Consider the following 19,301-nt stretch of genomic DNA (forward strand, 5'->3'; position numbering starts at 1 on the left):
CGTGGGATATTTGTGAACAGATGACAGGGGGAGCATGGGTCTTAATCCCCCGCGGCGCGGCCCTTGAGGGCGATGATGCCCCTTGGCCGGAACTGGATGAAGAGGATGATGAACAGGATCATATAGGTTTGAGCGGCCAGGGTGTTGGAGGGGTTGAACCACTCGATCCCCTTTTGCAGTGTGCCAATCATCAGCGCGCCCGCCAGCGTGCCCCAGATGTTGCCGACGCCGCCCACCACGACCGTCATGAAGCTTTGCACGATGTAATCATTGCCGAGTTCCGAGGTGACCTTGGCGAAGAGGCCGATGGCGATGCCAGCAATGCCCGCAATGCCGGAGCCCAGGCCAAAGGTGAGCATGTTGATGCGGTCGGGGTTGATGCCCATGGAGGCGGCCATGGAGGGGTTTTGCGTGACCGCCCGCACTTCGAGGCCGAGCCGGGTGCGCTTCATCAGCCAGAGGAAGACCATCAGGAACAGGATGGCCAGAACAAAGATGCCAACGCGGATGTAGCTGATCGAGACAATGTCATTGAAGGTGAGGGCGCCATCGAGCCAAGCCGGGGAGGTGAGCGGGCGCGCTTGAGTGCCGAAGATGTTCTTGGCCAATTGTTGCAGCGCGATCGAGATGCCGAAGGTGGCAAGCAGCGTTTCCAGCGGGCGCTTGTAGAGATGGCGGATCACCAGCCGCTCCATGGCGACCCCGGCGGCGAAGGTGACGAGGAAGGCCAGCGGCAGCGCCACGATCAGCGACAGCGTATAATTGGGGATGAACAGTTGCACCACATAGCCGGTGTAAGCGCCCATCATGATGAATTCACCATGCGCCATGTTGATTACCCGCATCACGCCAAAGGTGATGGCAAGGCCGATGGCGGCGAGGAAGTAGATGGAGGCCAGAGACAATGCGTCGAGGGCAAGGTCGGCTGTCTGCATCGCCCCCAGTTTGATCTCGATCCCGGCCAGCACCTCTTGGGCCGCGGTGGTGATGGCGGGGTCAGGCTCGGCATAGGTTTCGACGAACTGGTGGCTCGCAACGATCTGCGTCACCTCTTCATCGGTGGCGGCCACGGGCACTGTGCCTGCCACCTCCAGCGCGGTATAGGCGCGGTTGCGGGCGGCTTGGGTGTTGAGATCGGCCAGCGGGATGCCGGCAACGGCGCCGTCGACGATATTGGCGGCGAGAGAGGCTTTCAGCTCGGCGGTCGTCAGGCGTGGGGGGGCAAGACCGGCGGCGACCAGACTGTCATAGGCCTCTGTCTCGGTCAGGTCATCGCCGGGCTCGAGCGTGCGCGCGATGTTGCCGTCGAAGGCGGCTCCCTCGGGCGCCGCGCGGCGGGTGGTGGCCAGCAGTGGGTTGAGGGCCGCGCGCAGATCGAGCCCGAGATCGCCCGAGAAGCTTTCGATCGCGGCAATGCGCGCGGCGGCGTCCGGATCGAAGCGCAGGGTCAGCAGTCGGTTCAGGCGGTCCTTCTGGGCGCGCAAGGCGGGATCGGTTTCGGCCTCGATCGAGGCGCGCAAGGGCGTGAGCAGTTCGGGGGCCGGGTCACGGGCGATGGTGGTCAGTGCCTCGGCACGGCGCGCGCGGTCGGGATCGCTCAGCTGAAACTGGACAAGCGCATTGGCGATGATCCCGCGCACGCCTGCATTGGGGCGCAGCTCGGTGATCTCGGCGCGGGGGGCGGTCCCGGCGTCGCTGCCGTCTAGCCCGCGCAGGGCATAGCCCTCGGGCGCTTCAGAAAGCAGGACAAAGGCGCCATCGGATTTGCGCAGCCCAAGACCCCGGTTTGCCCAAGCCTGCAAGATCATCACCGCCTGTGGATCCCCGCTTGCGGCAAGCGCGGCAATGACCGGGCCGATGGTCTGGCGCGACGGCTTTTCGATCTGCGCGCGGTTGTCTTCGACGATGGCCGCAGCCGTGACCGGCGAGGCGGTCTGCGCGTGCGACGCCACTGGCATCAGCAGCAGCAGCAGACAGAGAAGGGCGACAAGAGCGGCGCGCATGGGTGGGCCTTGGATTTGGGGAAAGGAAGTGGCGGGAGGGGGACGTGCCCTCTCCCGCCCCGGCAGATCAGTAGTTCGATTTGATCTGAACGCAGGTCTTGGTTTCGGTGTTATACATGCCGCAGTCGAGTTCGGCCCAGTCGGCCTCGAGCACCGCCGATTCCGGCAGGAAATCGGTCCAGGCGTCGCCGGGGACCGGCTCGGTGGAGGAGACGATGTCGAACTGGCCATCGGCGCGGATTTCACCGATCAGCACCGGCTTGGTCAGGTGATGGTTCGGCAGCATCTTGGCGATGCCCCCGGTCAGGTTCGGGGTTTCCAGCCCATACATCGCCTCGCGCACGGCATCGACATCAGTGGTGCCGGCCTTCTCTACGGCCTGAACCCAAAGGTTGAAGCCGATGACATGGGCCTCCATCGGATCGTTGAAGACGCGGTTTTCGCCAGCGAAGGCCTTCCACTTGGCGATCCATTCGCTGTTCAGATCCGATTCCGCCGACTGGAAGTAGTTCCAGGCCGCCAGATGACCGACAAGGTTCGAGGTGTCGAGGCCCGAGAGTTCCTCTTCGCCGACCGAGAAGGCGACGACCGGAATGTCATCGGCGGAAATGCCAGCTGCGGCCAGTTCCTTGTAGAACCCGATATTCGCATCGCCGTTGATGGTGGAGATCACACCCACCTTTTTGCCGTCTGCCCCAAGCGCCACCACATCGGCCACGATCTTGGACCAGTCGGAATGGCCAAAGGGGGTGTAGTTCACGAAGATATCGCTTTCGGCAATCCCTTTGGATTTCAGATAGCTGTCGAGGATATTGTTCGTGGTGCGCGGATAGACGTAATCGGTGCCCAGAAGCGCGAATTTCTCGACGCCCAGTTCTTCGAGGAAATAGTCGGTGGCCGGGATGGCCTGCTGGTTTGGCGCCGCCCCCGTGTAGAACACGTTTTTCGAGGATTCTTCGCCTTCATACTGCACGGGGTAGAACAGCAGACCGTTCAGTTCCTCGATCACCGGGAGCACGGATTTGCGCGACACGCTTGTCCAGCAGCCGAACATCACGTCGACATTCGACACGGTCATCAACTCGCGCGCCTTTTCGGCGAACAGCGGCCAGTCCGAGGCCGGGTCCACCACCACGGCTTCCAACTGCTTGCCCAGCACGCCGCCCTTGGCGTTCTGCTCTTCGATCAGCATCAGCATCACGTCTTTCAACGTGGTTTCCGAAATCGCCATCGAGCCCGACAGCGAATGCAGCACGCCCACCTTGATCGTTTCATCCTGTGCGATGGCCTGCCCAGCCGTCATGGCAATGGCAGAGGCCAGCAACGCTCCCTTGAATTTCGACATGGTTTTCCCTCATTGGGCCGCGCAGGCGAACGGGCTTTCCCTGCGATGTGGGAAAGTCTATTCTGGCGCGGCAACTCTGTTGCACCCCGTGCGGTGGTGGCGGAGGTCCATTTCGCGGCCGCCACCGCACATCTTTTGTTCTTGTGCAGGCCAAGTGTGGCCTGCCTTGTCACGAAAGCGTCATTGCCGCAGCGCGGCAAGTTGCAGGTGATGCAAGGCTGGAACCGCAGGCTTTGATCGTCGGAAATGCCCGACAATTAGGCTACGACACAGATCACAGCCCAAGAAACAAGCGCAGAGGTGCAAAATCGGGCGACTCAGCCCCCGCAACTGACCGATCTTTGATCAAAAACGCGCAAACCCCGGCACGCCGGGGTTTGTCAGGCAACATTGAGGTCTGTGGCGCTTTGGTCAGGTCGTCTCGGCCAAGGCCCCTTTGGCATCTAAGGCCAGCCCGCCTTCCCTCTCCAGAAAGGCCACCACATCCGCCACGCCTTTGCCTTGGCGCAATTGCGCCATGACATACGGCCGGCTGCCCCGCGCCCGCGCGGTGTCAGACTCCAGCAGCATCGGATCTACGCCGACATAAGGTGCCAGATCGGTCTTGTTCACAATCAGCAAGTCCGAGCGCGTGACGCCCGGCCCGCGTTTGCGCGGGATGTCCTGACCGGCGGCGGTGTCGATTACATAGATGGTGATGTCTGCCAGCTCGGGGCTGTAGGTCGCTGCCAGATTGTCACCGCCTGATTCAATCAGGATCAAGTCCAGATCAGGGTGCAGTGCCCGCAGATCGGCGATGGCGGCAAGGTTGATGCTGGCGTCTTCGCGGATTGCCGTGTGCGGGCACCCCCCGGTTTCGACGCCGCGAATGCGGTCAGCCGGCAGAACCTGCGCCCGCATCAGGAACTCGGCATCTTCGCGGGTATAAATGTCATTGGTGATGACAGCCATTGAGCAGCGGCTGGCCAAGGCGCGCGCGAGCTGTTCGGTCAAGGTTGTCTTGCCTGCGCCGACAGGGCCGCCGATGCCCACGCGCAAAGGTCCGTTCTTGCTCATGTGCGAAATATCCTTACTTCCATGGTTTCATGCGCCATTGCCGACAGATCCGCGCCAAAGGCCGAGGTGCCCAGATCGTCCAGAGAGAGCAGGACAGCGTCTTGCGACAGCCTATCGATCAACGGATGAAGCGCGGCCAGAACCTGCTGACCTTCGGCTTGCCCCAACGGGACAAAGCGCATGGCAACCGAGGTCAAATTGCTGGCAAAGGCGTGCAGGTAAAGCGCCGCCACCTGCGCCTTGGGCAAGGCGAGGCCTGCCGCCGCCTCTCCCAACGCGATCGGCAGGCACCGCGGCGGCAAGTCACGCCCCGTTAACCCTGCCACAGTGCGGGCAAAGGCCGTGCCCTGATCCAGCGTTTCACGCAACCGTTCGGACGAGGGTTGCAGCGCGCGCGCCAGCATGTCGAGCGCGGGATGGTCTGCGTCACGCTGCAAGGCCTGGATCAGCAGGATCGCATCCTGCCGGCCCGCTCCGAACTCCAGCACCTCGGCCAGCCAAAGCTGCACGCCAGCCGCATCGGTGACCTGACCATTGGCAATCACCGCCTCCAACCCGTGTGAATAGGCGAAGCCTCCGGTCGGAAACGCCGGGGAAAGCCATTGCACAAGGGTCAGAAGATCATGGCTCATCGCGGCACCTCAGGGCTTGCGGTGCGGGTGGGCGTGACCGTGGTCATGGTGGTGGGAATGATCGTGGCTGTGCGAATGACTGTGGGAGTGGCTGTGGCTGTGCCCTTCTGCAGGGCCATGGTCATGCCCCATCGGGCGGCCCAAGCCATAGGCGCCCACTTCCGGCGCAAAGGGTTCGGTCAGGGCGCGCACAGATGCGCCAAGCTGGTGCAGCATCGCCTCCAGCACATGATCGGCGCGGATCACCAGACGCGCAGGCTCGACCTGACACGGGGTATGGCGGTTGCCGATGTGCCAGGCATAGCGCGCCAGATCCGGCCCAGTGATCTCCAGCACCGGTTCTGCCGCCGCGACCACCTGAATGGCGCGGCCGTCTTCCAGCTCGAACCCCCAGAACAGATCAAGGTTCACCACCTCGGGCAAATCCACCAGAAACCCGGCGCCTTGCGCAGTCTGAAGCCGTTTGCGGCGCACCAGTCTTTCGTCATAGGTCAGTACAACCACATCGTCGCACGTCTCTCGCGGGTATTGCAGCAGGCGGTGGGCGGGGGGCAGGTCAGTCATCTGGTGTCCTTGGCTTATGGTCTTTTCTCACAACACGCGCGGGTGTGAGAGGTTTGTTAATCCTGTCGGCGCAGTCTGATCGAGACTTTGCCAGAAGGGGGAGATCATGCCGGTGAGGGAGATCGAGGGAGAACTGACGCTGCCGCGACAGCGGGCGCGGCCAGTGCTGGACGCGTTTCAGCCCGCCACCACCCCGCCCCGGATGGCCGATTCAGCGGGTGGTGGCGGGGGCGCTGCATTAGATCCCGCACTTCAATACAGGAAATAGCGCTGCGCCAGCGGCAATTCCTCGGCCGGTTCGCAGGTCAGCAACACGCCATCGGCCCGCACCTCATAGGTTTCGGGGTCCACGTCGATGTGCGGGGTGGCGGAATTCAGTTTCATATCGGCCTTTTGCACCCCACGCGTGCCGCGCACCGCCAGCGTTTCCTTGGCCAATCCCAGACGCGCGGCAATGCCGTCGTCCTGCGCGGCTTGGCTGACAAAAATCACCGCATTGCGTTCCACACTGCGGCCATGGGCCCCGAACATCAACCGGCTGTGGACCGGCTGCGGCGTCGGGATGCTGGCATTGGGGTCGCCCATCTGGGCCACCATGATCACGCCGCCCATCAGCACCATCTCGGGCTTGGCGCCAAAGAATGCCGGGCTCCACAGCACCAGATCGGCGCGCTTGCCCACCTCGATGCTGCCGATGTGGTCACTGATGCCATGCACGATGGCCGGATTGATGGTGTATTTCGCGATGTAGCGCCGCACGCGCAGATTGTCATTCGCGCCCTGCTCCCCTTCCAACCGCCCGCGTTGCATCTTCATCTTATGGGCGGTCTGCCAAGTGCGGGTGATCACCTCTCCGACGCGGCCCATGGCCTGACTGTCAGAGGACAGCACCGAAAACGCCCCCAGATCGTGCAGGAAGTCTTCGGCAGCGATGGTTTCCCGCCGGATGCGGCTTTCGGCAAAGGCCACATCCTCGGGCACCTTGCGGTCAAGGTGGTGGCAGACCATCAGCATATCGAGATGCTCTTCGATGGTGTTCACCGTATAAGGCATCGTCGGATTGGTGGAAGAGGGCAGGATGTTCTGCGATCCCACCACTTTGATGATATCGGGGGCATGGCCGCCGCCTGCGCCTTCGGTGTGGAAGGCGTGGATGGTGCGCCCCGCGATGGCCTTCAACGTGTTCTCGACAAAGCCGGATTCGTTCAAGGTATCGGTGTGGATCATCACCTGCACATCCATTGCCTCTGCAACGCTGAGGCAGCAGTCGATGGCGGCGGGGGTGGTGCCCCAGTCTTCGTGCAGTTTGAGGCAGGATGCCCCGCCGCGCACCTGCTCTTCGATCCCGGCGGGAAGCGAGGCATTTCCTTTTCCGGCGAAGGCGAGATTCATCGGGAGCGCATCCGCCGCCTGCATCATCCGCCCCAGATGCCAAGGCCCCGGCGTGCAGGTGGTGGCCAGCGTCCCATGCGCAGGGCCCGTGCCGCCGCCCAGCATGGTGGTGAGACCCGAATGCAAAGCATCGTCGATCTGTTGCGGGCAGATGAAATGGATATGGGCGTCCATTCCCCCCGCTGTCAGAATCCGCCCCTCGCCTGCGATGATCTCGGTCCCCGGCCCGATGATGACATTCACGCCGGGCTGGGTGTCAGGGTTCCCGGCTTTGCCGATCACCGCGATCTTGCCATCCCGCAGGCCCACATCCGCCTTGTAGATCCCAGTGTAATCCACAATCAGCGCATTGGTGATGACCGTGTCCATCGCGCCTTGTGCGCGGGTGATCTGGCTTTGACCCATCCCGTCCCGAATGACCTTGCCGCCGCCGAACTTCACCTCTTCGCCAAAGCGCAACTCTCCTGCGCCGCTGCGTTCCGCGATCAGATCACGCTCGACCTCGATGATCAGGTCCGTGTCTCCCAGCCGCAGCCGGTCCCCCACCGTCGGGCCATACATATCGGCATAGGCCGCACGGGAAAGCACGAAGGGCATGGGACAAACCTTTCTGTCAGAACGGAGTTTTGGGGCCGCCGCGTGTCAGACGACGGGCGTTGGCGGCAGTTGCACGTTTCACCGGGGCAAGGGCTGCCTCGGCAATCTGGGTGACGGACCCGCCCGACAGGGCAGATTTCTGAGCGGCTGCCCCGGCCTTCACCACCGCACGCATCTTTTCAGACACCATGCGCGCGTTTTCCGTGGGCGAAACCACCCAGACCCCCGCCATGCCCATCATGCGCATGGCAATCACACTTTGTGCCTGCACCAACATGGTGGCGGTGTTCATCGACAGGCGCATCAGATCGAAGGGGGTAAAAGGCAGCATGGCATGAGCTCCTACAAGGCGCCCATCACTTGGGCGTTGAACCCATAGACATGGCGTGTGCCTGCCAGCGGCACAAGGCGCACCTCACGAGATTGTCCCGGCTCAAAGCGCACCGCCGTTCCGGCTGGGATGTCCAGCCGCTGACCACGCGCGGCGGCACGGTCAAACGAGAGCCCCGGGTTGGTCTCGGCAAAATGGTAGTGGCTGCCAACCTGAACCGGGCGATCGCCCGTGTTGGAGACCATAAGCACCGTCACCAACGCATCCGCATTGAGGGTGATATCCCCTTCAGCGGGAATGATTTCGCCAGGAATCATAGGACCCTCCTTATGCAAAGGCCAAGGCGAGGCCCGCGATTGCCGTGCCAGCACCGAGTGCCCGCGCAGCGCTTCGGGCCGACAAAGCGTTCAGAGCCAGACCAAAGGCGAGCCCCGCTGCATGCAAGGCCAGCGTCGCCAGACCAAAACCTGCCGCATACATCAGCAGGCCGTCCGCCGGGCCTTCGGTGCCATGCGCATGACCGTGAAACAGGCCAAAAACCGTCACGACGCCCACCCCAATCGCCAGAGGCGCGCGCCATGCCAAGGCCGCCAGCACGCCCAGCAAGACGATAGAGGCCAAAATCATCGGCTCCACCCCCGGCAAAGCGACACCGACAGCCCCCAAAGCGCCCCCCGCCAGCATTGCGCCGACAAATCCCGCTGGCAGCGCCCAAAGGGCGCGACCGCCGCTGACAGCGGCCCAAAGGCCGACCGCGACCATGGCCAGCACATGGTCGGCGCCCCCGACCGGGTGCTGCAGGCCCGACAGGAACGCCGAACTGTCATGATTGCCCGGATGGGCAAGCACGGCCTGTGGCATCGCGGCCAAGGTCCCCAGTGCGAACAGAAATTTTTTCATCGGAAGACCTTTCTTATCGGATCGGATGGTGCACGGTGACAAGCTTGGTGCCATCGGGAAACGTGGCCTCGACCTGCACAGAATGGATCATCTCAGGCACGCCGGGCATGCATTGGTCGGCGGTGATGACGGTGGCGCCCGCCTCCATCAGATCAGCAACCCGCCGCCCGTCACGCGCCCCTTCCACCACGAAATCCGTGATCAGCGCGATGGCCTCGGGGTGGTTCAGCTTGACGCCACGCGCCAGCCGACCGCGCGCAACCATGGCGGCAAGACTGACCAACAGCTTGTCTTTTTCGCGAGGCGTAAGGTTCATGATCTCTCCTTTAATTCTGCCAGACGCGCGGCAAGGGTTGCCCCCGGCGCAAGACCGTAAGGCATCGGGCTATCTGACGGCGCAGCGGCCAGCCATCGCGGGCCGCCATGCGCAGCATCAGCCGCCCGTCAAACGCCGAGGCTGCGGCGATGACCCCCGGTTCATCCAAGACCGCGCGCACGGCCTGCAACAGATCAGGCGCGCCCTGCCCCACCATCGCCACCGATGCAAAGGCGCGCTGCCCCGCCAGCCCCGCCACGCCAGTGCGCAGGGCAGCATCATTGAGCACCAGCGGCTCAACCATCAGCGGCCGCCCGCCTTGCCGGATTTCGCGCCAGTCGCGCAAAGCCAGTTGCGCCACCGTCTCCCCCATTGCAGCACGGCCCAAGACCACGGTCTCAACCAGCAGACACCCCGCGCCGGGGGCAAGGGTAATCACGGTGCGGCGATCAAGGCGGCTGCTGTCGAACAGAATGGTTTCCTGCGGCAGCCAATCGAGCCAAGCGCCCTCGCCCACCTCCATCGTGACCCGCACCCGCGCTGCGTCGCCGCTGGAGCGATAGGCGCGTTCCGCCGTCTGGGTCGTTGCAACGGCCCGTGTCTGCGGGCCTAGACGCACCGCGTATGACAAGCTATCGCCGCCCGTCAGTCCCCCTGACGTGTTCAGGAACACAATCTCGGGGACGCCCGCAACGCCACGCGGCCCGTGCGGAAGAATACATTTGGCCGATCCCTGCTGCCGAAGACCCGTCAGCCGCAGCCCAGCCCCCCCACAGGAGAGCGCAACCGAGGCTTCGCCCCGGCTTCGCTGCATCGGCTCTGTGATGGAGACAGCAAACATGAAACCCCGCTTTGCGCCAAGGTGCTGCGGGATGCGGGCAGGCTCAATCCGAGATCAGAAGACAAACGAGCGATGGCGGAAAAACAGACGAATTGCGCTTAAGCGGTGCGCATTGTGATTAAGAAAAGTGCACCATACGAAAATGATGTCTTCAACCTGCCCGATCCATGCGCAGATGCACGCGTGCGAGGCGCAGGGCGTTGCGCCTGCCTTCACAGCTGAAGGGCGCAGAACAGGCAAGATCTCACGCAGCATCGTGTTCACTCTCTGCGCAAGTCCCAGCCTGATCGCCGCGACAGCGCCCTTCCCGCTGCCGACCCTGAGGCGTCAGCTCGCCAGAAAGGCCTCAATTTCCGGACGTGTCGGCATGGATGACGCGGCGCCATGACGGGTGACGGATATCCCTGCGACCGCGGTGCCAAACTGGAGCGCCCGCTCCATGCTCGCCCCTTGCGACAGCGCAACAGCAAGCCCTCCGTTGAACGCATCACCCGCCCCGGTCGTATCGACCACCGGGCCAGAGGCGCGGGCAGGCACATGCAACGTTTGCCCGTCCTTGCGGTAGAGCACACCCTTTTCCCCCAAGGTGATGATCGCAGCGCCGACACCGCGCGCGATCAGCCGGTCAGCGGCCGCTTCAGCATCGGCCCGTGTGGCAATCTTCACACCTGTCAGACCCTCGGCCTCGGACTCGTTGGGGGTGATGAGATCGCACAGCGACAGCATCTCATCCGACAGATCTGCCGCTGGCGCAGGGTTAAGGATGGTGCGCACGCCTGCCGCGCGCGCAATGCGCAAGCCGTGCATGGCCGCGTCCAACGGCTGTTCCAGCTGGGTCATGAACAGGCCCGCCGCCTCGATAAGCCCGCGCCGTGCCTCGACATCGGCGACGGCGATCCGCGCGGCCGCGCCGGGTGCCACGATGATCGCGTTCTGCCCGGTTGCGGCTTCCAGAAAGATGAACGCAGAGCCAGTGTAACTCTCCGCATCTTCCGTTACTGCGGGCGTGACCCCGGCCTTTTCCCAAAGGTCATAGGCCATCTGAGCAAAGGCGTCGCGGCCAAGGCGCGTGATGAAATGAACGTCCCCCCCGGCGCGTGCTGCCGCGACCGACTGGTTCGACCCTTTGCCGCCGGGCCCCAATCTGAAATCCTGCCCCAGAATGGTCTCACCCAAGCGCGGCAAGCGGTCCGCACGATAGGCCGCATCCGCCACAAAAATCCCCAAGATCACAATAGGCTGCTGCATGGTTACGCCTCAGGTCCGATCACGCCTTTGCGCAGCATGAAACAGCCGTAGAACCGTCGCTCTCCGGTCTGGATCACCGCATAGGCCCCACGCGCCAGATCATAAAAGGAGAACCGCTCGATTCCGGGAAGCGGGCGTGACATTCCTTCCGCGCTGTCCACCTCGGCCTGCACTTCGGCCTGCACGTCAGGGACCGTATGGGGCTCTCCCACCACCTGCATGCGCCCTGCGAAATCTGGCACGAATGTGTCGAGTGGCAAAACCGTCAGGATCGCCTGCACCGCCTGCGCCGAGGTCAGGTTCTCCATCCGCAGCAAACGCCCCGTCGCGGTTGACCGCGCGATGCTGTCGGCGGGAAAATTGGTATCCACCACCACGATGTAATCGCCATGTCCCATGGCGCGCAGAGCCCCCAGAACATCTGCGTTCAATCTGTGGTCAATTCCCTTGAGCATCCCAATCTCCCCCTCCCAGAGCATTTCCTATGCTCTGGCGGTTGTCAGATTGCCCGCTGGCGGCGTGCGCCGCAAGGGGGGCGCCCGCTAAAGAATGGGCCGCTTTTCGGCAGGCCTGTCGTGCAGATTGGCAATGCTTGCGAGTGCGTTGCGATCCGGAATGTGCAGGATGCCGCGTGACCAGTCCATCAAGCCGGCCGCGCGGAAGCGTTGCAGGCGCTTGTTGGTGTGCACGAGAGACAGGCCCAAGGCATCTGCCATATCCTGCTGGCGGTAAGGCAGCGACATCTTGCCGTCACGCACCAGTCCAAGGCTTTCGCCGCGCCGGAAAATCCGCAGAAACGCCCAAGCCAAGGCCGCCGTCGCATCGCGCTGTCCGATGGTTGCAACAGTCTCGCCCAGAAAATGCTCTTCCACAGCGGCGATCCATGTCAGATCATAGGCGCGCGCGGGATTGTTCTGAAACAAAGACCAGAGGCCACTTCGGTCGAAGACACACAGAACCATTGGCGTCACCGCTTCGACAGAATGGCCCATCTCCCCCATCAGCCCGGCCTGCAAACCCAGAAAATCGCCCGGAAAGATCAGGTTGAGAACCTGACGCTGGCCATTTTCCAATGTCTTGTGACGCAGACCAAGTCCACTAAGGACGGTGTAAAGCTGCCCGCTTGGCTCGCCCTCTGAGAGGATCGTGGCCCCGCGCGCAACCGACAATTCGCCTTTCTTGAAACGCTCCATGAACCTGACTTCATCGTCGGTCATTGGCAAAAACGCTTCGCACTGGCGCAAAGGGCAGGCACGGCAACTTGTTTTCAACTTTTCCCTCCTTGAATATGTCCTAGTTAAGTGCGGGAGGCCATTTTTGGTTCCATGACACATTCTGAGTTTCAGAAAGTCGTCAGATGCCAAACATGATCCTTGTCGCGGCGGAGGTGCCGATCCGCTTCGACCAGTGGTTTGGAGGGCTCGGCCACTGCAGGTGTAACGCGCGGATGACAGTAAGACGCCGATTCACCCGGTTGCCGCAATGCGCGGACTTGACATGCCGACCCGAGCACAGCAAACCCGGGCGGCCCTACGAACGGCCTGCCCCCGGTAGGTCGTTCGCGCGGAAAGCCATTGCAATGCCATTGGCTTGGGATAACCTTTGCCTGACGCCGGGCAGGAACCGGACATAGGGTAAATAGACGGAATGGAACAACTGCGACTTTGGGCTGTCGCACAGCGTAGTCCTGCCTTTCAAATTTGCTTTGCGTGTCTTGCGATTGTTGTCTCGATTGCTTTACGCCATTACCTCGATCCGGTTTTGCCACCGGGCTTTCCCTATTTGACCTTTTTTCCTGCCGTGATCCTGACAGGATATTTTGCAGGAACGCGGGCCGGAATTGTGGTGGCTGTGGTCTGCGGGCTTGCGGCGTGGTATTGGTTCCTTGCGCCACACCAAAGCTTTTCGGTGACCTTCCCAAGCGTGGTTGCGCTTGTTTTCTATATGTTTATTGCGACAACCGAACTGGTTCTGCTGCATGCGATGCGCTACGCGCTTAGCAAGCTCGAGATCGAGAAAGACCGCTCTGACACGCTCGCTCAGGCGAACAAGACGATGTTCCATGAATTGCAGCACCGTGTGTCGAACAACCTTCAGGTGGTGGCATCGCTGCTTAAGATGCAACGTCGAAACGTGTCAGACGAAGCTGCGCGCGCGGCTTTGGATGTTGCGACCGCCCGCCTTCAAGTGGTAGCGAACATTCAGCGGCAATTGCACAATCCAAAGCGTCAAAGCACGGATATGGGCCAGCTGATGCGCGATGTTTTGCCTGAAGTGGTCAGCAACTCTGCCTTGTCCGACAGGATCGTCCTGGACTTCGATGTGGAACCCGTTGTCGTCACCGGCGATCAAGCAACGCCCTTGGCGCTGATCATTGTCGAACTCGTCTCGAATGCGGTCGAGCATGCGACGCATCAAGACAAGGATGCAGTGACGCATCTTCACCTCAAGATGTTCAGCCGCGGTTCAGAGGCAGTCATCATCGTGCAGGATGATGGAAAAGGCCTTCCCACCGATTTCGCACCAGAAAAGTCGCGCAGTCTCGGCCTGCGCGTGGCCTTGCAATTCACCGAACAACTCGGTGGCAAACTGGTCTTCGAGAAAATCGATGGCACGCGCGTGACATTGACCATCCCGCTTCACGCTGTGGACGGGAAAGAGGGAAGAGGCTAGATCAGCCAGACCACCGCATAAATCGCTGCCGACGCCAGCACGATCGCAACCATCGCGATTGTAAGACGCCCCGTCAGCATGGTCAGAGCGAGTGCGGCGATCAGTGTCGCGACGATCGATGACGAGAAGGGGATCAGCTCAAGCATGGGCATCCCGAGGCCCAGAAGCAGGCACATCGCCGCCAGCACTGGCATCCACCATGCATGTCTGCCGCCTTCTGGTCGGGCGGGCGCGAGCCCGTCGAAACGCCGCGCGGGTTTGCGCAACCATTCGAGACCTTTGCGCAATGTGCTGCCCGGCAAGGTCCGGTTTCGGATAAACTCGGGCAGCCAGACCTTTTCGCGTCTGAGAAGGATTTGCGCAGAGATCAGGGCGATCACGATCCCGCCCACCACCGAGGCCCCGGGCACGCCGCTGATCGGCGAAATCAGCAAAAGCGCTGGAACCAGCAGAACCGCGGCCATGGAGGAACGCCCCATCGCATCCACGAGATCCCCCAAGGACACGCGCTCGGCACCTTCGGCAGCGTCACTCAACTGGGAGATGACGCCCTGCAAATCCGCCGCCGCATCTTTTTTGCCATCTGCTTCGGTGCGGTGATCTGCCTTCGGATTTTTGGGGCCGCCCTCCACCATTCCCGCGCCGTGAAAATCGGAACCGCTTTGATTGGCAGACATGAAAAGCCCTTTATCTATAAATTTCGTCGGTCGTGACCGCCTGTAAAACGCGGCGGCGGGGTCGCGATCTTTCCCTAGCGCAACGCCGCCTTGCATAAATGGGTTCCTCGCGGCGTTCTCACAGTCAGAAGCAGTCAGATAGGCGATCTTTTGCCGGCCTATCCGGAAGATCGGAACTTTTGCCCCCCCTGTGCGCGTTACTGGGATGCCGCCCTTCGGGGTGCCCTGCCTCATGGAGCGCATGATGACCGTTACGGACCCTCAGCCGCACAAGCTCTCTCCTGCCTCACCCAGCCTCAAGCTGCTTTGGATGCAGGCCCTGATCGGGGCTGGTGCCCAACTCGCCCGGCCCGAGGTGGCGATGACCGACACCCCGGCGACTTCCAAGGATGCCGTGCATTACATCCTTTGTGGAGCAGGGCCCGGAACAACCGAGGCCGGGACCGATTTCCTCACCGCCGTCGCCAAAGCGCGGAAGCTTGTGGCTGGCGGCGCAAGACGTGTTGTATTCCTCACCTATGGCGACACGAAAGACGGACGCCTGCACCTGTCGCTGATCAGCTTTGCCCATCATGCAGGTCGCGCCTTGACCGCTCGGCCCGCGGAATTTGCGGTGGTTCCCATCCGGCAGCCGCTGACACTGTCTCCTGCGTCGGATGCCACGGAGCAGGCCCTTGCGCAACTGCGCAAGCCCGGCGCGCTGGAGCCCGTCTGGGACAGCGCCACCCAGAACGCGCCCCGCTGAAGAACCGGCAAGCGCCCCCGGTCATCGCATACCTGCAAGAGCCTACAACCCAACACCTTGACGCTTTGGTGTTGGGTCAGCGCGAGATTGATCAGCGATAGACAGACCCCGCGCGACAAAAAAGGCCGCCCGGAGGACGACCTTTTCTAGCATATCAACATGGTGTCACGGCCCGATCACACCGGAGGACGCCCCCGCACGGCACGTGCGATCATCGCAACCACAAACAGCACAATGAACACGAAGAAGAGGATCTGTGCGATAGAGGCCGAGGCACCTGCGATGCCGCCAAAGCCAAGAGCCGCTGCAATCAATGCCACGACCAGAAACGTCAATGCCCAACCAAGCATGGTAATCTCCTATAAATCTGGTTCAGGTCTATGCGCCTAAGCGCTCATGAATGGTCAACGTGCGCTGCTGCCCAGGGTTCCCCCGGCACCGCATTTTCCGATAACGCGGTGCGATGGCGGCTTCTTTAGCCTGCACATCAGCCGAGCTGTTTCTGCGTTCAAGATTTTCAGGGAACCCGGAACGCCAAGGCGCGTTGTCAAGCCAGAATGCCGTGACCGCGCGCCATGGCAGAACCGCTGACCCACAAAGGTGATCCGAGATGAACCAGCTTAGCATGTTTGAACTGTCCGGTTTCGGGGGGCTTCTGATCCTCGCCCTTGATCTTTGGGCGATCATCTCGGTCTTTGGGTCTTCCGCCAGCACCGGCAAGAAAGTTCTGTGGACCCTTCTCATCATCTTCCTGCCGATCATCGGCTTCATCGCGTGGTTCTTCCTGGGCCCGCGCGCTGCGCAGCGCAGAATATGACCGGTTTGGCAGGATAACCTGATGTCGCGCTCTGGTGTCGAAAGCTGGCTCGTCCCGTTGCTTGATCTTGTCATGCTGGCGCGGCGCACCGTCCAGCTTCGGCTGGCTCTTCTCAAGGCAGAGCTTCGGGTTCGCGCGTCTTCTCTTGTAACGGCAGGCGTGCTGGGCGCTATGGCCATGGTCCTTGTTGTCATCATGCTGGGACTTTTGGTTCAGGCAGGCCTATTATGGCTTGCCCTGCTGGGCCTGACGCCGCTGCAATCTTTGCTGACGGGTGCGGGCGTTTGCGCTCTTGCCGCCGTGGTGCTCGTGCTGGTCGCAGGCCGCCTCGTCAAACGCGCGACCCTTCCCCTTTCACCCCTCGCGGGCTCTGGCGAGACGCGTCCCGCCACCCGCCCCTGATACATTTTAAGTTTGGAGATTCACATGGCACGCTCCCGTCGATCTGAAGCGCTTTTCAATGAGGCCCGCGCAACTGAAGATGCCCTTCGCGCAGCGATTGGGCGACTGACCGGTCGCTTGGTCGGGGGTGGAAACGCATCGGATGATTTGCTTGGCCTCGCCACCGGGCCTCTGGGTCAAACCGTCCTCGCAACCGCCGCGACGCGCGCCTTGCGCACACATCCTTTGGCGACGGTGCTGGTAGGGGCCGGTCTCGCTTGGCTCGCGTTCGGTCAAAAAGACGACCAGAGCCTGACCGAGCGCGTCTCTGACACGTTGGAAGACTGGCAGGCGAAGGCTGATGACGCACGCGACGCGGCCCGCGAGCGGCTCGCCGCCCTCTATGACGACATGTCAGAAAGGGGCCACGATGCCGCTGCATTTGCCCGTGAAAAAGCCGCTGTCACCGCAGATCTCGCCTCCGACCTTGCATCTGCGTTTGCACATGGCCTGTCAGACATGAGCGCTGATGCCGCAGACCGCATCATCGCCGCCCGTGAGCGCGCCTATGCGGCCTTTGCCTCGGGCGCGGAGGCTGTCGAAGACAAGTTTGACGAGCTTACCGAAGAAGAAGACGATCGCAACATCCTGCGGCGTCATCCCGTCGCTTCCGCTGCGGTCGCCGTTGCCCTTGGCGCGGCACTGGCAACCGCCTTGCAGGCCAACCGCCGCGAGGGAGAATCGCTGAGCCAGTCTGCCGAGCATCTGATGAAGAAAGCCCGGGACGTGTTTGACACCGAGCGCAGTGCGGCCAGCCGCGCATTTGGCGAGGCCGCCAGTGCCTTGCGCGCACGCGGCACCGAGGCCGCCTTGGCCATGGTCTCCGATCTGTCGGAAATCCTTGAAAATGCACGCGACAAGGGGCGAAGCGTTGTCGAGACGGTAGAAGATGCCGCGGAGGACATTGAAGACTCCGCGCGCAGGACCACGCGCCGTGCGAGCGCCAAGGTCAACGACGCGGCAAAGCGCGTAAGCGCGCAGACCCGCAGCCGCCGGAAGGCGACCCAAAAGCTTGCCGACAAACTCACGGGCGGTCGCGCGCGTTAAACGCGGTCCCTACCCTGTCTTTCCCCTGCCTCCTCAAGGCAACCCCACCTCCCCATGGCTTCGCGCCATGGGGCTTTTTTTACACCATTTCAGGGGGAAGGAAGGGCAGCGGTGTTCCGAATTTTTCGGCGATCCGCACATCATAGGGCAAAACAAACCCCTGCCGAGATTCAGGAGGCCGCGCCGCATTCGACAGCGCGAGCCCGCGCCACGCAGCCACCGCAGTTTCTGGCGCAAAGTAACGTTGGTCGGCCTTTTCCGGGAGCCAATGCGCCATACAGCGGTGCCGGATGTCATCGACAACGTTCAGGTCTGTCAAGGATACGCCCGCCTCGGTGTCCCATCGCATGGAACGACCATTCAGGTTTGCGGATGAAATGATCGCCACATGGTCGAAGACCGAAACCTTGGCGTGAATATAGATCAGCGGCGCGTTCTTGAGATGATCGCGTCCGACCGTCTTGTCCGGCCTGCCTCGCCTTTGCTGGGCGGCGCTGCCAATAAAGAGACGCGCCCCGAAACTGCGCTGCAGACGGCGCAGACAGCGCGCCTGATGCCATTCCCCGACTTGGGAATCGAGCCCCGTCCGCCCTTCGAAGGCCAGTTCTTCGGGCGCCCCCGGCAGCATGAGCAGAAGGTGCAGATCGGGCCGCGCGGCTGCGGCCGCGCAAAGCGCGCGGGTCAAAGCTCCATCGCGAAAATACTGGGTTTCCAGATAGATCAGGCCCTTCGCCTTGGAAATCGCAGCACAATGCGCGTCAAATATGCTTTGAACTACGGGCTTGGGACCAAAGCGCACCAAAGGCCTGCGCCGCTGTGTCGAGAGTGTAACCAGCAAGTCGCCGCGTTCGACCGGGGGCATATCGCCTGCGGTCACGGCTTCGAAGCTCTCAAGGTGGCGCACCGCGTCTTCTGCCACCTTCCCCTCGACGATGATCTGCACATCATGCCAAGTCTGATCCGCCGGGCGTTCATGATCCTGATCGTCGTAGCGGCGCTCGTTGAGGTCCAGACCACCAACATACAGGAGGCGGCGATCAAACACGGCAATCTTTTGATGGTGCGTCCCGGGGAACAGGCGCGGCACCGGCCAGAGTCTTGGGCGCACGGTCCCATTTGGCCGAACGACGATAAGTTCGGCAGCACCGGGCATCTCACGCAAGGCAGCCGCGCGCAGGTCGGCCGGCTGTTTGTTCAGCCATTGGCACAGACGCCACACGCGCTTCATGATCACCGGCGACAACAAGAACCGGGGAAGAGAACCTGTCTCGGCCGGATGACGCGCGACCGTCGCTTTGAGCTTCCCTGCACCCGGCCCCGCAACTTCGGCTGCGGCCTGCAACAAGCGTATGCTGCGCCACGTCCCTCGATGCATCGCGGCACGCGCGATCGGGTCGAAATCCGAGAGTTTTAGCGTGATGTTCACACCGCGGCGCAGACAGTCGACGATCAGGTCGAACCAGCGCGGTCCGACGTTCTGCGCCTGCGCAGAGCGCAGGCGGGTTTCCGGGTCAAACACCAGAAAACTGGCGATGATTTCTGTCTCGGCGGTCAAAAACGCGTTTTCCAAGGCCGGATAGGCCTCGGCCGCCGTGATGAACACCTTCGGCATTGCGTCGGGCAGGGTGTCGGCGTTCATTTTTCAGCCTGTCACTGTGATGGACGCAGCCCGTCCT

The 19,301-nt window shown here is 62.2% G+C and carries 23 protein-coding genes; 5 read left to right on the forward strand and 18 right to left on the reverse strand.

What is annotated here, in order from left to right; all coding sequences use genetic code 11:
• Positions 1-41 precede the first annotated feature (41 nt).
• From urtB to CUR21_RS00165, 15 genes are all read right to left on the reverse strand, one after another.
• Positions 42-2,003, reverse strand: coding sequence for an urea ABC transporter permease subunit UrtB (urtB, locus tag CUR21_RS00095; protein WP_100194983.1), 1,962 nt, complete (start codon positions 2,001-2,003; stop codon positions 42-44).
• Positions 2,004-2,070: 67 nt separating this feature from the next.
• Positions 2,071-3,348, reverse strand: coding sequence for an urea ABC transporter substrate-binding protein (gene urtA / locus CUR21_RS00100; protein ID WP_100194984.1), 1,278 nt, complete (start codon positions 3,346-3,348; stop codon positions 2,071-2,073).
• Between the two features lie 411 nt (positions 3,349-3,759).
• Complete coding sequence (gene ureG / locus CUR21_RS00110; protein WP_100194986.1) at positions 3,760-4,404, reverse strand: urease accessory protein UreG; 645 nt, start codon at positions 4,402-4,404, stop codon at positions 3,760-3,762.
• A complete protein-coding gene (locus CUR21_RS00115) occupies positions 4,401-5,036 on the reverse strand; it encodes an urease accessory protein UreF (protein ID WP_100194987.1) in 636 nt (211 codons plus the stop codon). The genes ureG and CUR21_RS00115 overlap by 4 nt, the downstream gene beginning before the upstream one ends.
• A gap of 9 nt (positions 5,037-5,045) precedes the next feature.
• A complete protein-coding gene (locus CUR21_RS00120) occupies positions 5,046-5,600 on the reverse strand; it encodes an urease accessory protein UreE (RefSeq protein ID WP_100194988.1) in 555 nt (184 codons plus the stop codon).
• Between the two features lie 252 nt (positions 5,601-5,852).
• Positions 5,853-7,589 carry an urease subunit alpha gene (ureC, locus tag CUR21_RS00125; RefSeq protein WP_100194989.1) on the reverse strand — a complete coding sequence of 579 codons (1,737 nt, stop codon included), beginning with the start codon at positions 7,587-7,589 and terminating at the stop codon, positions 5,853-5,855.
• Between the two features lie 16 nt (positions 7,590-7,605).
• On the reverse strand, positions 7,606-7,920 hold the full coding sequence (locus CUR21_RS00130; protein ID WP_100194990.1) for an antifreeze protein: 315 nt from the start codon (positions 7,918-7,920) through the stop codon (positions 7,606-7,608).
• 11 nt (positions 7,921-7,931) lie between these two features.
• Positions 7,932-8,237, reverse strand: a complete 306-nt coding sequence (locus tag CUR21_RS00135) for an urease subunit beta (RefSeq protein ID WP_100194991.1) — start codon at positions 8,235-8,237, stop codon at positions 7,932-7,934.
• Positions 8,238-8,247: 10 nt separating this feature from the next.
• Positions 8,248-8,820 (reverse strand): HupE/UreJ family protein, encoded by a 573-nt coding sequence (locus tag CUR21_RS00140; RefSeq protein ID WP_100194992.1) that lies wholly within the window; start codon positions 8,818-8,820, stop codon positions 8,248-8,250.
• A 13-nt stretch (positions 8,821-8,833) separates the two neighbouring features.
• On the reverse strand, positions 8,834-9,136 hold the full coding sequence (locus CUR21_RS00145; RefSeq protein ID WP_100194993.1) for an urease subunit gamma: 303 nt from the start codon (positions 9,134-9,136) through the stop codon (positions 8,834-8,836).
• Positions 9,137-9,146: 10 nt separating this feature from the next.
• Positions 9,147-9,977: an urease accessory protein UreD gene (locus CUR21_RS00150; RefSeq protein ID WP_100194994.1), complete on the reverse strand. Its 831-nt coding sequence runs from the start codon at positions 9,975-9,977 to the stop codon at positions 9,147-9,149.
• A gap of 54 nt (positions 9,978-10,031) precedes the next feature.
• Positions 10,032-10,232 carry a hypothetical protein gene (locus CUR21_RS18505; RefSeq protein ID WP_157791900.1) on the reverse strand — a complete coding sequence of 67 codons (201 nt, stop codon included), beginning with the start codon at positions 10,230-10,232 and terminating at the stop codon, positions 10,032-10,034.
• Positions 10,233-10,304: 72 nt separating this feature from the next.
• A complete protein-coding gene (rbsK, locus tag CUR21_RS00155) occupies positions 10,305-11,225 on the reverse strand; it encodes a ribokinase (RefSeq protein WP_100194995.1) in 921 nt (306 codons plus the stop codon).
• A gap of 2 nt (positions 11,226-11,227) precedes the next feature.
• Positions 11,228-11,680, reverse strand: a complete 453-nt coding sequence (locus tag CUR21_RS00160) for an RbsD/FucU family protein (RefSeq protein WP_100195251.1) — start codon at positions 11,678-11,680, stop codon at positions 11,228-11,230.
• 87 nt (positions 11,681-11,767) lie between these two features.
• Positions 11,768-12,442, reverse strand: coding sequence for a Crp/Fnr family transcriptional regulator (locus CUR21_RS00165; RefSeq protein ID WP_100194996.1), 675 nt, complete (start codon positions 12,440-12,442; stop codon positions 11,768-11,770).
• Between the two features lie 430 nt (positions 12,443-12,872).
• Here CUR21_RS00165 and CUR21_RS00170 point away from each other — a divergent pair, with 430 nt between their 5' ends.
• Positions 12,873-13,898, forward strand: coding sequence for a sensor histidine kinase (locus tag CUR21_RS00170; protein WP_100194997.1), 1,026 nt, complete (start codon positions 12,873-12,875; stop codon positions 13,896-13,898).
• Here CUR21_RS00170 and CUR21_RS00175 read toward each other — a convergent pair.
• Entirely contained in the window at positions 13,895-14,809 is a 915-nt protein-coding gene (locus CUR21_RS00175) for an exopolysaccharide biosynthesis protein (RefSeq protein WP_157791901.1), read from the reverse strand. The genes CUR21_RS00170 and CUR21_RS00175 overlap by 4 nt on opposite strands.
• A 7-nt stretch (positions 14,810-14,816) precedes the next feature.
• Between CUR21_RS00175 and CUR21_RS00180 the strand changes: the two genes are divergently transcribed.
• Positions 14,817-15,320 carry a hypothetical protein gene (locus CUR21_RS00180; protein ID WP_157791902.1) on the forward strand — a complete coding sequence of 168 codons (504 nt, stop codon included), beginning with the start codon at positions 14,817-14,819 and terminating at the stop codon, positions 15,318-15,320.
• A gap of 176 nt (positions 15,321-15,496) precedes the next feature.
• Here the strand turns inward: CUR21_RS00180 and CUR21_RS00185 are convergent, their stop codons facing one another.
• The gene (locus CUR21_RS00185) at positions 15,497-15,670 is read right to left on the reverse strand and encodes a DUF1328 domain-containing protein (RefSeq protein WP_100195000.1); all 174 of its coding nucleotides are present in this window, start codon (positions 15,668-15,670) and stop codon (positions 15,497-15,499) included.
• A 260-nt stretch (positions 15,671-15,930) separates the two neighbouring features.
• Here CUR21_RS00185 and CUR21_RS00190 point away from each other — a divergent pair, with 260 nt between their 5' ends.
• The 3 genes from CUR21_RS00190 to CUR21_RS00200 are packed head-to-tail and all read left to right on the forward strand — an operon-like array spanning position 15,931 to position 17,625.
• A complete protein-coding gene (locus CUR21_RS00190) occupies positions 15,931-16,137 on the forward strand; it encodes a PLD nuclease N-terminal domain-containing protein (RefSeq protein WP_232622625.1) in 207 nt (68 codons plus the stop codon).
• Between the two features lie 21 nt (positions 16,138-16,158).
• The gene (locus CUR21_RS00195; RefSeq protein ID WP_100195001.1) at positions 16,159-16,539 is read left to right on the forward strand and encodes a phage holin family protein; all 381 of its coding nucleotides are present in this window, start codon (positions 16,159-16,161) and stop codon (positions 16,537-16,539) included.
• A 24-nt stretch (positions 16,540-16,563) separates the two neighbouring features.
• Entirely contained in the window at positions 16,564-17,625 is a 1,062-nt protein-coding gene (locus tag CUR21_RS00200; RefSeq protein WP_157791903.1) for a hypothetical protein, read from the forward strand.
• A 79-nt stretch (positions 17,626-17,704) separates the two neighbouring features.
• Here the strand turns inward: CUR21_RS00200 and CUR21_RS00205 are convergent, their stop codons facing one another.
• Entirely contained in the window at positions 17,705-19,264 is a 1,560-nt protein-coding gene (locus tag CUR21_RS00205; protein WP_100195003.1) for a phospholipase D-like domain-containing protein, read from the reverse strand.
• Positions 19,265-19,301: the final 37 nt, after the last annotated feature.

The sequence above is a fragment of the Pseudorhodobacter sp. MZDSW-24AT genome (assembly GCF_002794355.1).
Taxonomy (GTDB): Bacteria; Pseudomonadota; Alphaproteobacteria; order Rhodobacterales; family Rhodobacteraceae; genus Pseudotabrizicola.

Coding starts and splice junctions, on each gene's coding strand:
- CUR21_RS00170 (WP_100194997.1), top strand. CDS start 12,873: ATGGAACAACTGCGACTTTGGGCTGTCGCACAGCGTAGTCCTGCCTTT.
- urtB (WP_100194983.1), bottom strand. CDS start 2,003: ATGCGCGCCGCTCTTGTCGCCCTTCTCTGTCTGCTGCTGCTGCTGATG.
- CUR21_RS00130 (WP_100194990.1), bottom strand. CDS start 7,920: ATGCTGCCTTTTACCCCCTTCGATCTGATGCGCCTGTCGATGAACACC.
- CUR21_RS00160 (WP_100195251.1), bottom strand. CDS start 11,680: ATGCTCAAGGGAATTGACCACAGATTGAACGCAGATGTTCTGGGGGCT.
- CUR21_RS00195 (WP_100195001.1), top strand. CDS start 16,159: ATGTCGCGCTCTGGTGTCGAAAGCTGGCTCGTCCCGTTGCTTGATCTT.
- CUR21_RS00135 (WP_100194991.1), bottom strand. CDS start 8,237: ATGATTCCTGGCGAAATCATTCCCGCTGAAGGGGATATCACCCTCAAT.
- CUR21_RS00115 (WP_100194987.1), bottom strand. CDS start 5,036: ATGAGCCATGATCTTCTGACCCTTGTGCAATGGCTTTCCCCGGCGTTT.
- CUR21_RS00120 (WP_100194988.1), bottom strand. CDS start 5,600: ATGACTGACCTGCCCCCCGCCCACCGCCTGCTGCAATACCCGCGAGAG.
- urtA (WP_100194984.1), bottom strand. CDS start 3,348: ATGTCGAAATTCAAGGGAGCGTTGCTGGCCTCTGCCATTGCCATGACG.
- CUR21_RS00140 (WP_100194992.1), bottom strand. CDS start 8,820: ATGAAAAAATTTCTGTTCGCACTGGGGACCTTGGCCGCGATGCCACAG.
- rbsK (WP_100194995.1), bottom strand. CDS start 11,225: ATGCAGCAGCCTATTGTGATCTTGGGGATTTTTGTGGCGGATGCGGCC.
- CUR21_RS00200 (WP_157791903.1), top strand. CDS start 16,564: ATGGCACGCTCCCGTCGATCTGAAGCGCTTTTCAATGAGGCCCGCGCA.
- CUR21_RS00145 (WP_100194993.1), bottom strand. CDS start 9,136: ATGAACCTTACGCCTCGCGAAAAAGACAAGCTGTTGGTCAGTCTTGCC.
- CUR21_RS00175 (WP_157791901.1), bottom strand. CDS start 14,809: ATGAGGCAGGGCACCCCGAAGGGCGGCATCCCAGTAACGCGCACAGGG.
- CUR21_RS00150 (WP_100194994.1), bottom strand. CDS start 9,977: ATGTTTGCTGTCTCCATCACAGAGCCGATGCAGCGAAGCCGGGGCGAA.
- ureC (WP_100194989.1), bottom strand. CDS start 7,589: ATGCCCTTCGTGCTTTCCCGTGCGGCCTATGCCGATATGTATGGCCCG.
- CUR21_RS00165 (WP_100194996.1), bottom strand. CDS start 12,442: ATGACCGACGATGAAGTCAGGTTCATGGAGCGTTTCAAGAAAGGCGAA.
- ureG (WP_100194986.1), bottom strand. CDS start 4,404: ATGAGCAAGAACGGACCTTTGCGCGTGGGCATCGGCGGCCCTGTCGGC.
- CUR21_RS00205 (WP_100195003.1), bottom strand. CDS start 19,264: ATGAACGCCGACACCCTGCCCGACGCAATGCCGAAGGTGTTCATCACG.
- CUR21_RS18505 (WP_157791900.1), bottom strand. CDS start 10,232: ATGCTGCGTGAGATCTTGCCTGTTCTGCGCCCTTCAGCTGTGAAGGCA.
- CUR21_RS00180 (WP_157791902.1), top strand. CDS start 14,817: ATGATGACCGTTACGGACCCTCAGCCGCACAAGCTCTCTCCTGCCTCA.
- CUR21_RS00185 (WP_100195000.1), bottom strand. CDS start 15,670: ATGCTTGGTTGGGCATTGACGTTTCTGGTCGTGGCATTGATTGCAGCG.
- CUR21_RS00190 (WP_232622625.1), top strand. CDS start 15,931: ATGAACCAGCTTAGCATGTTTGAACTGTCCGGTTTCGGGGGGCTTCTG.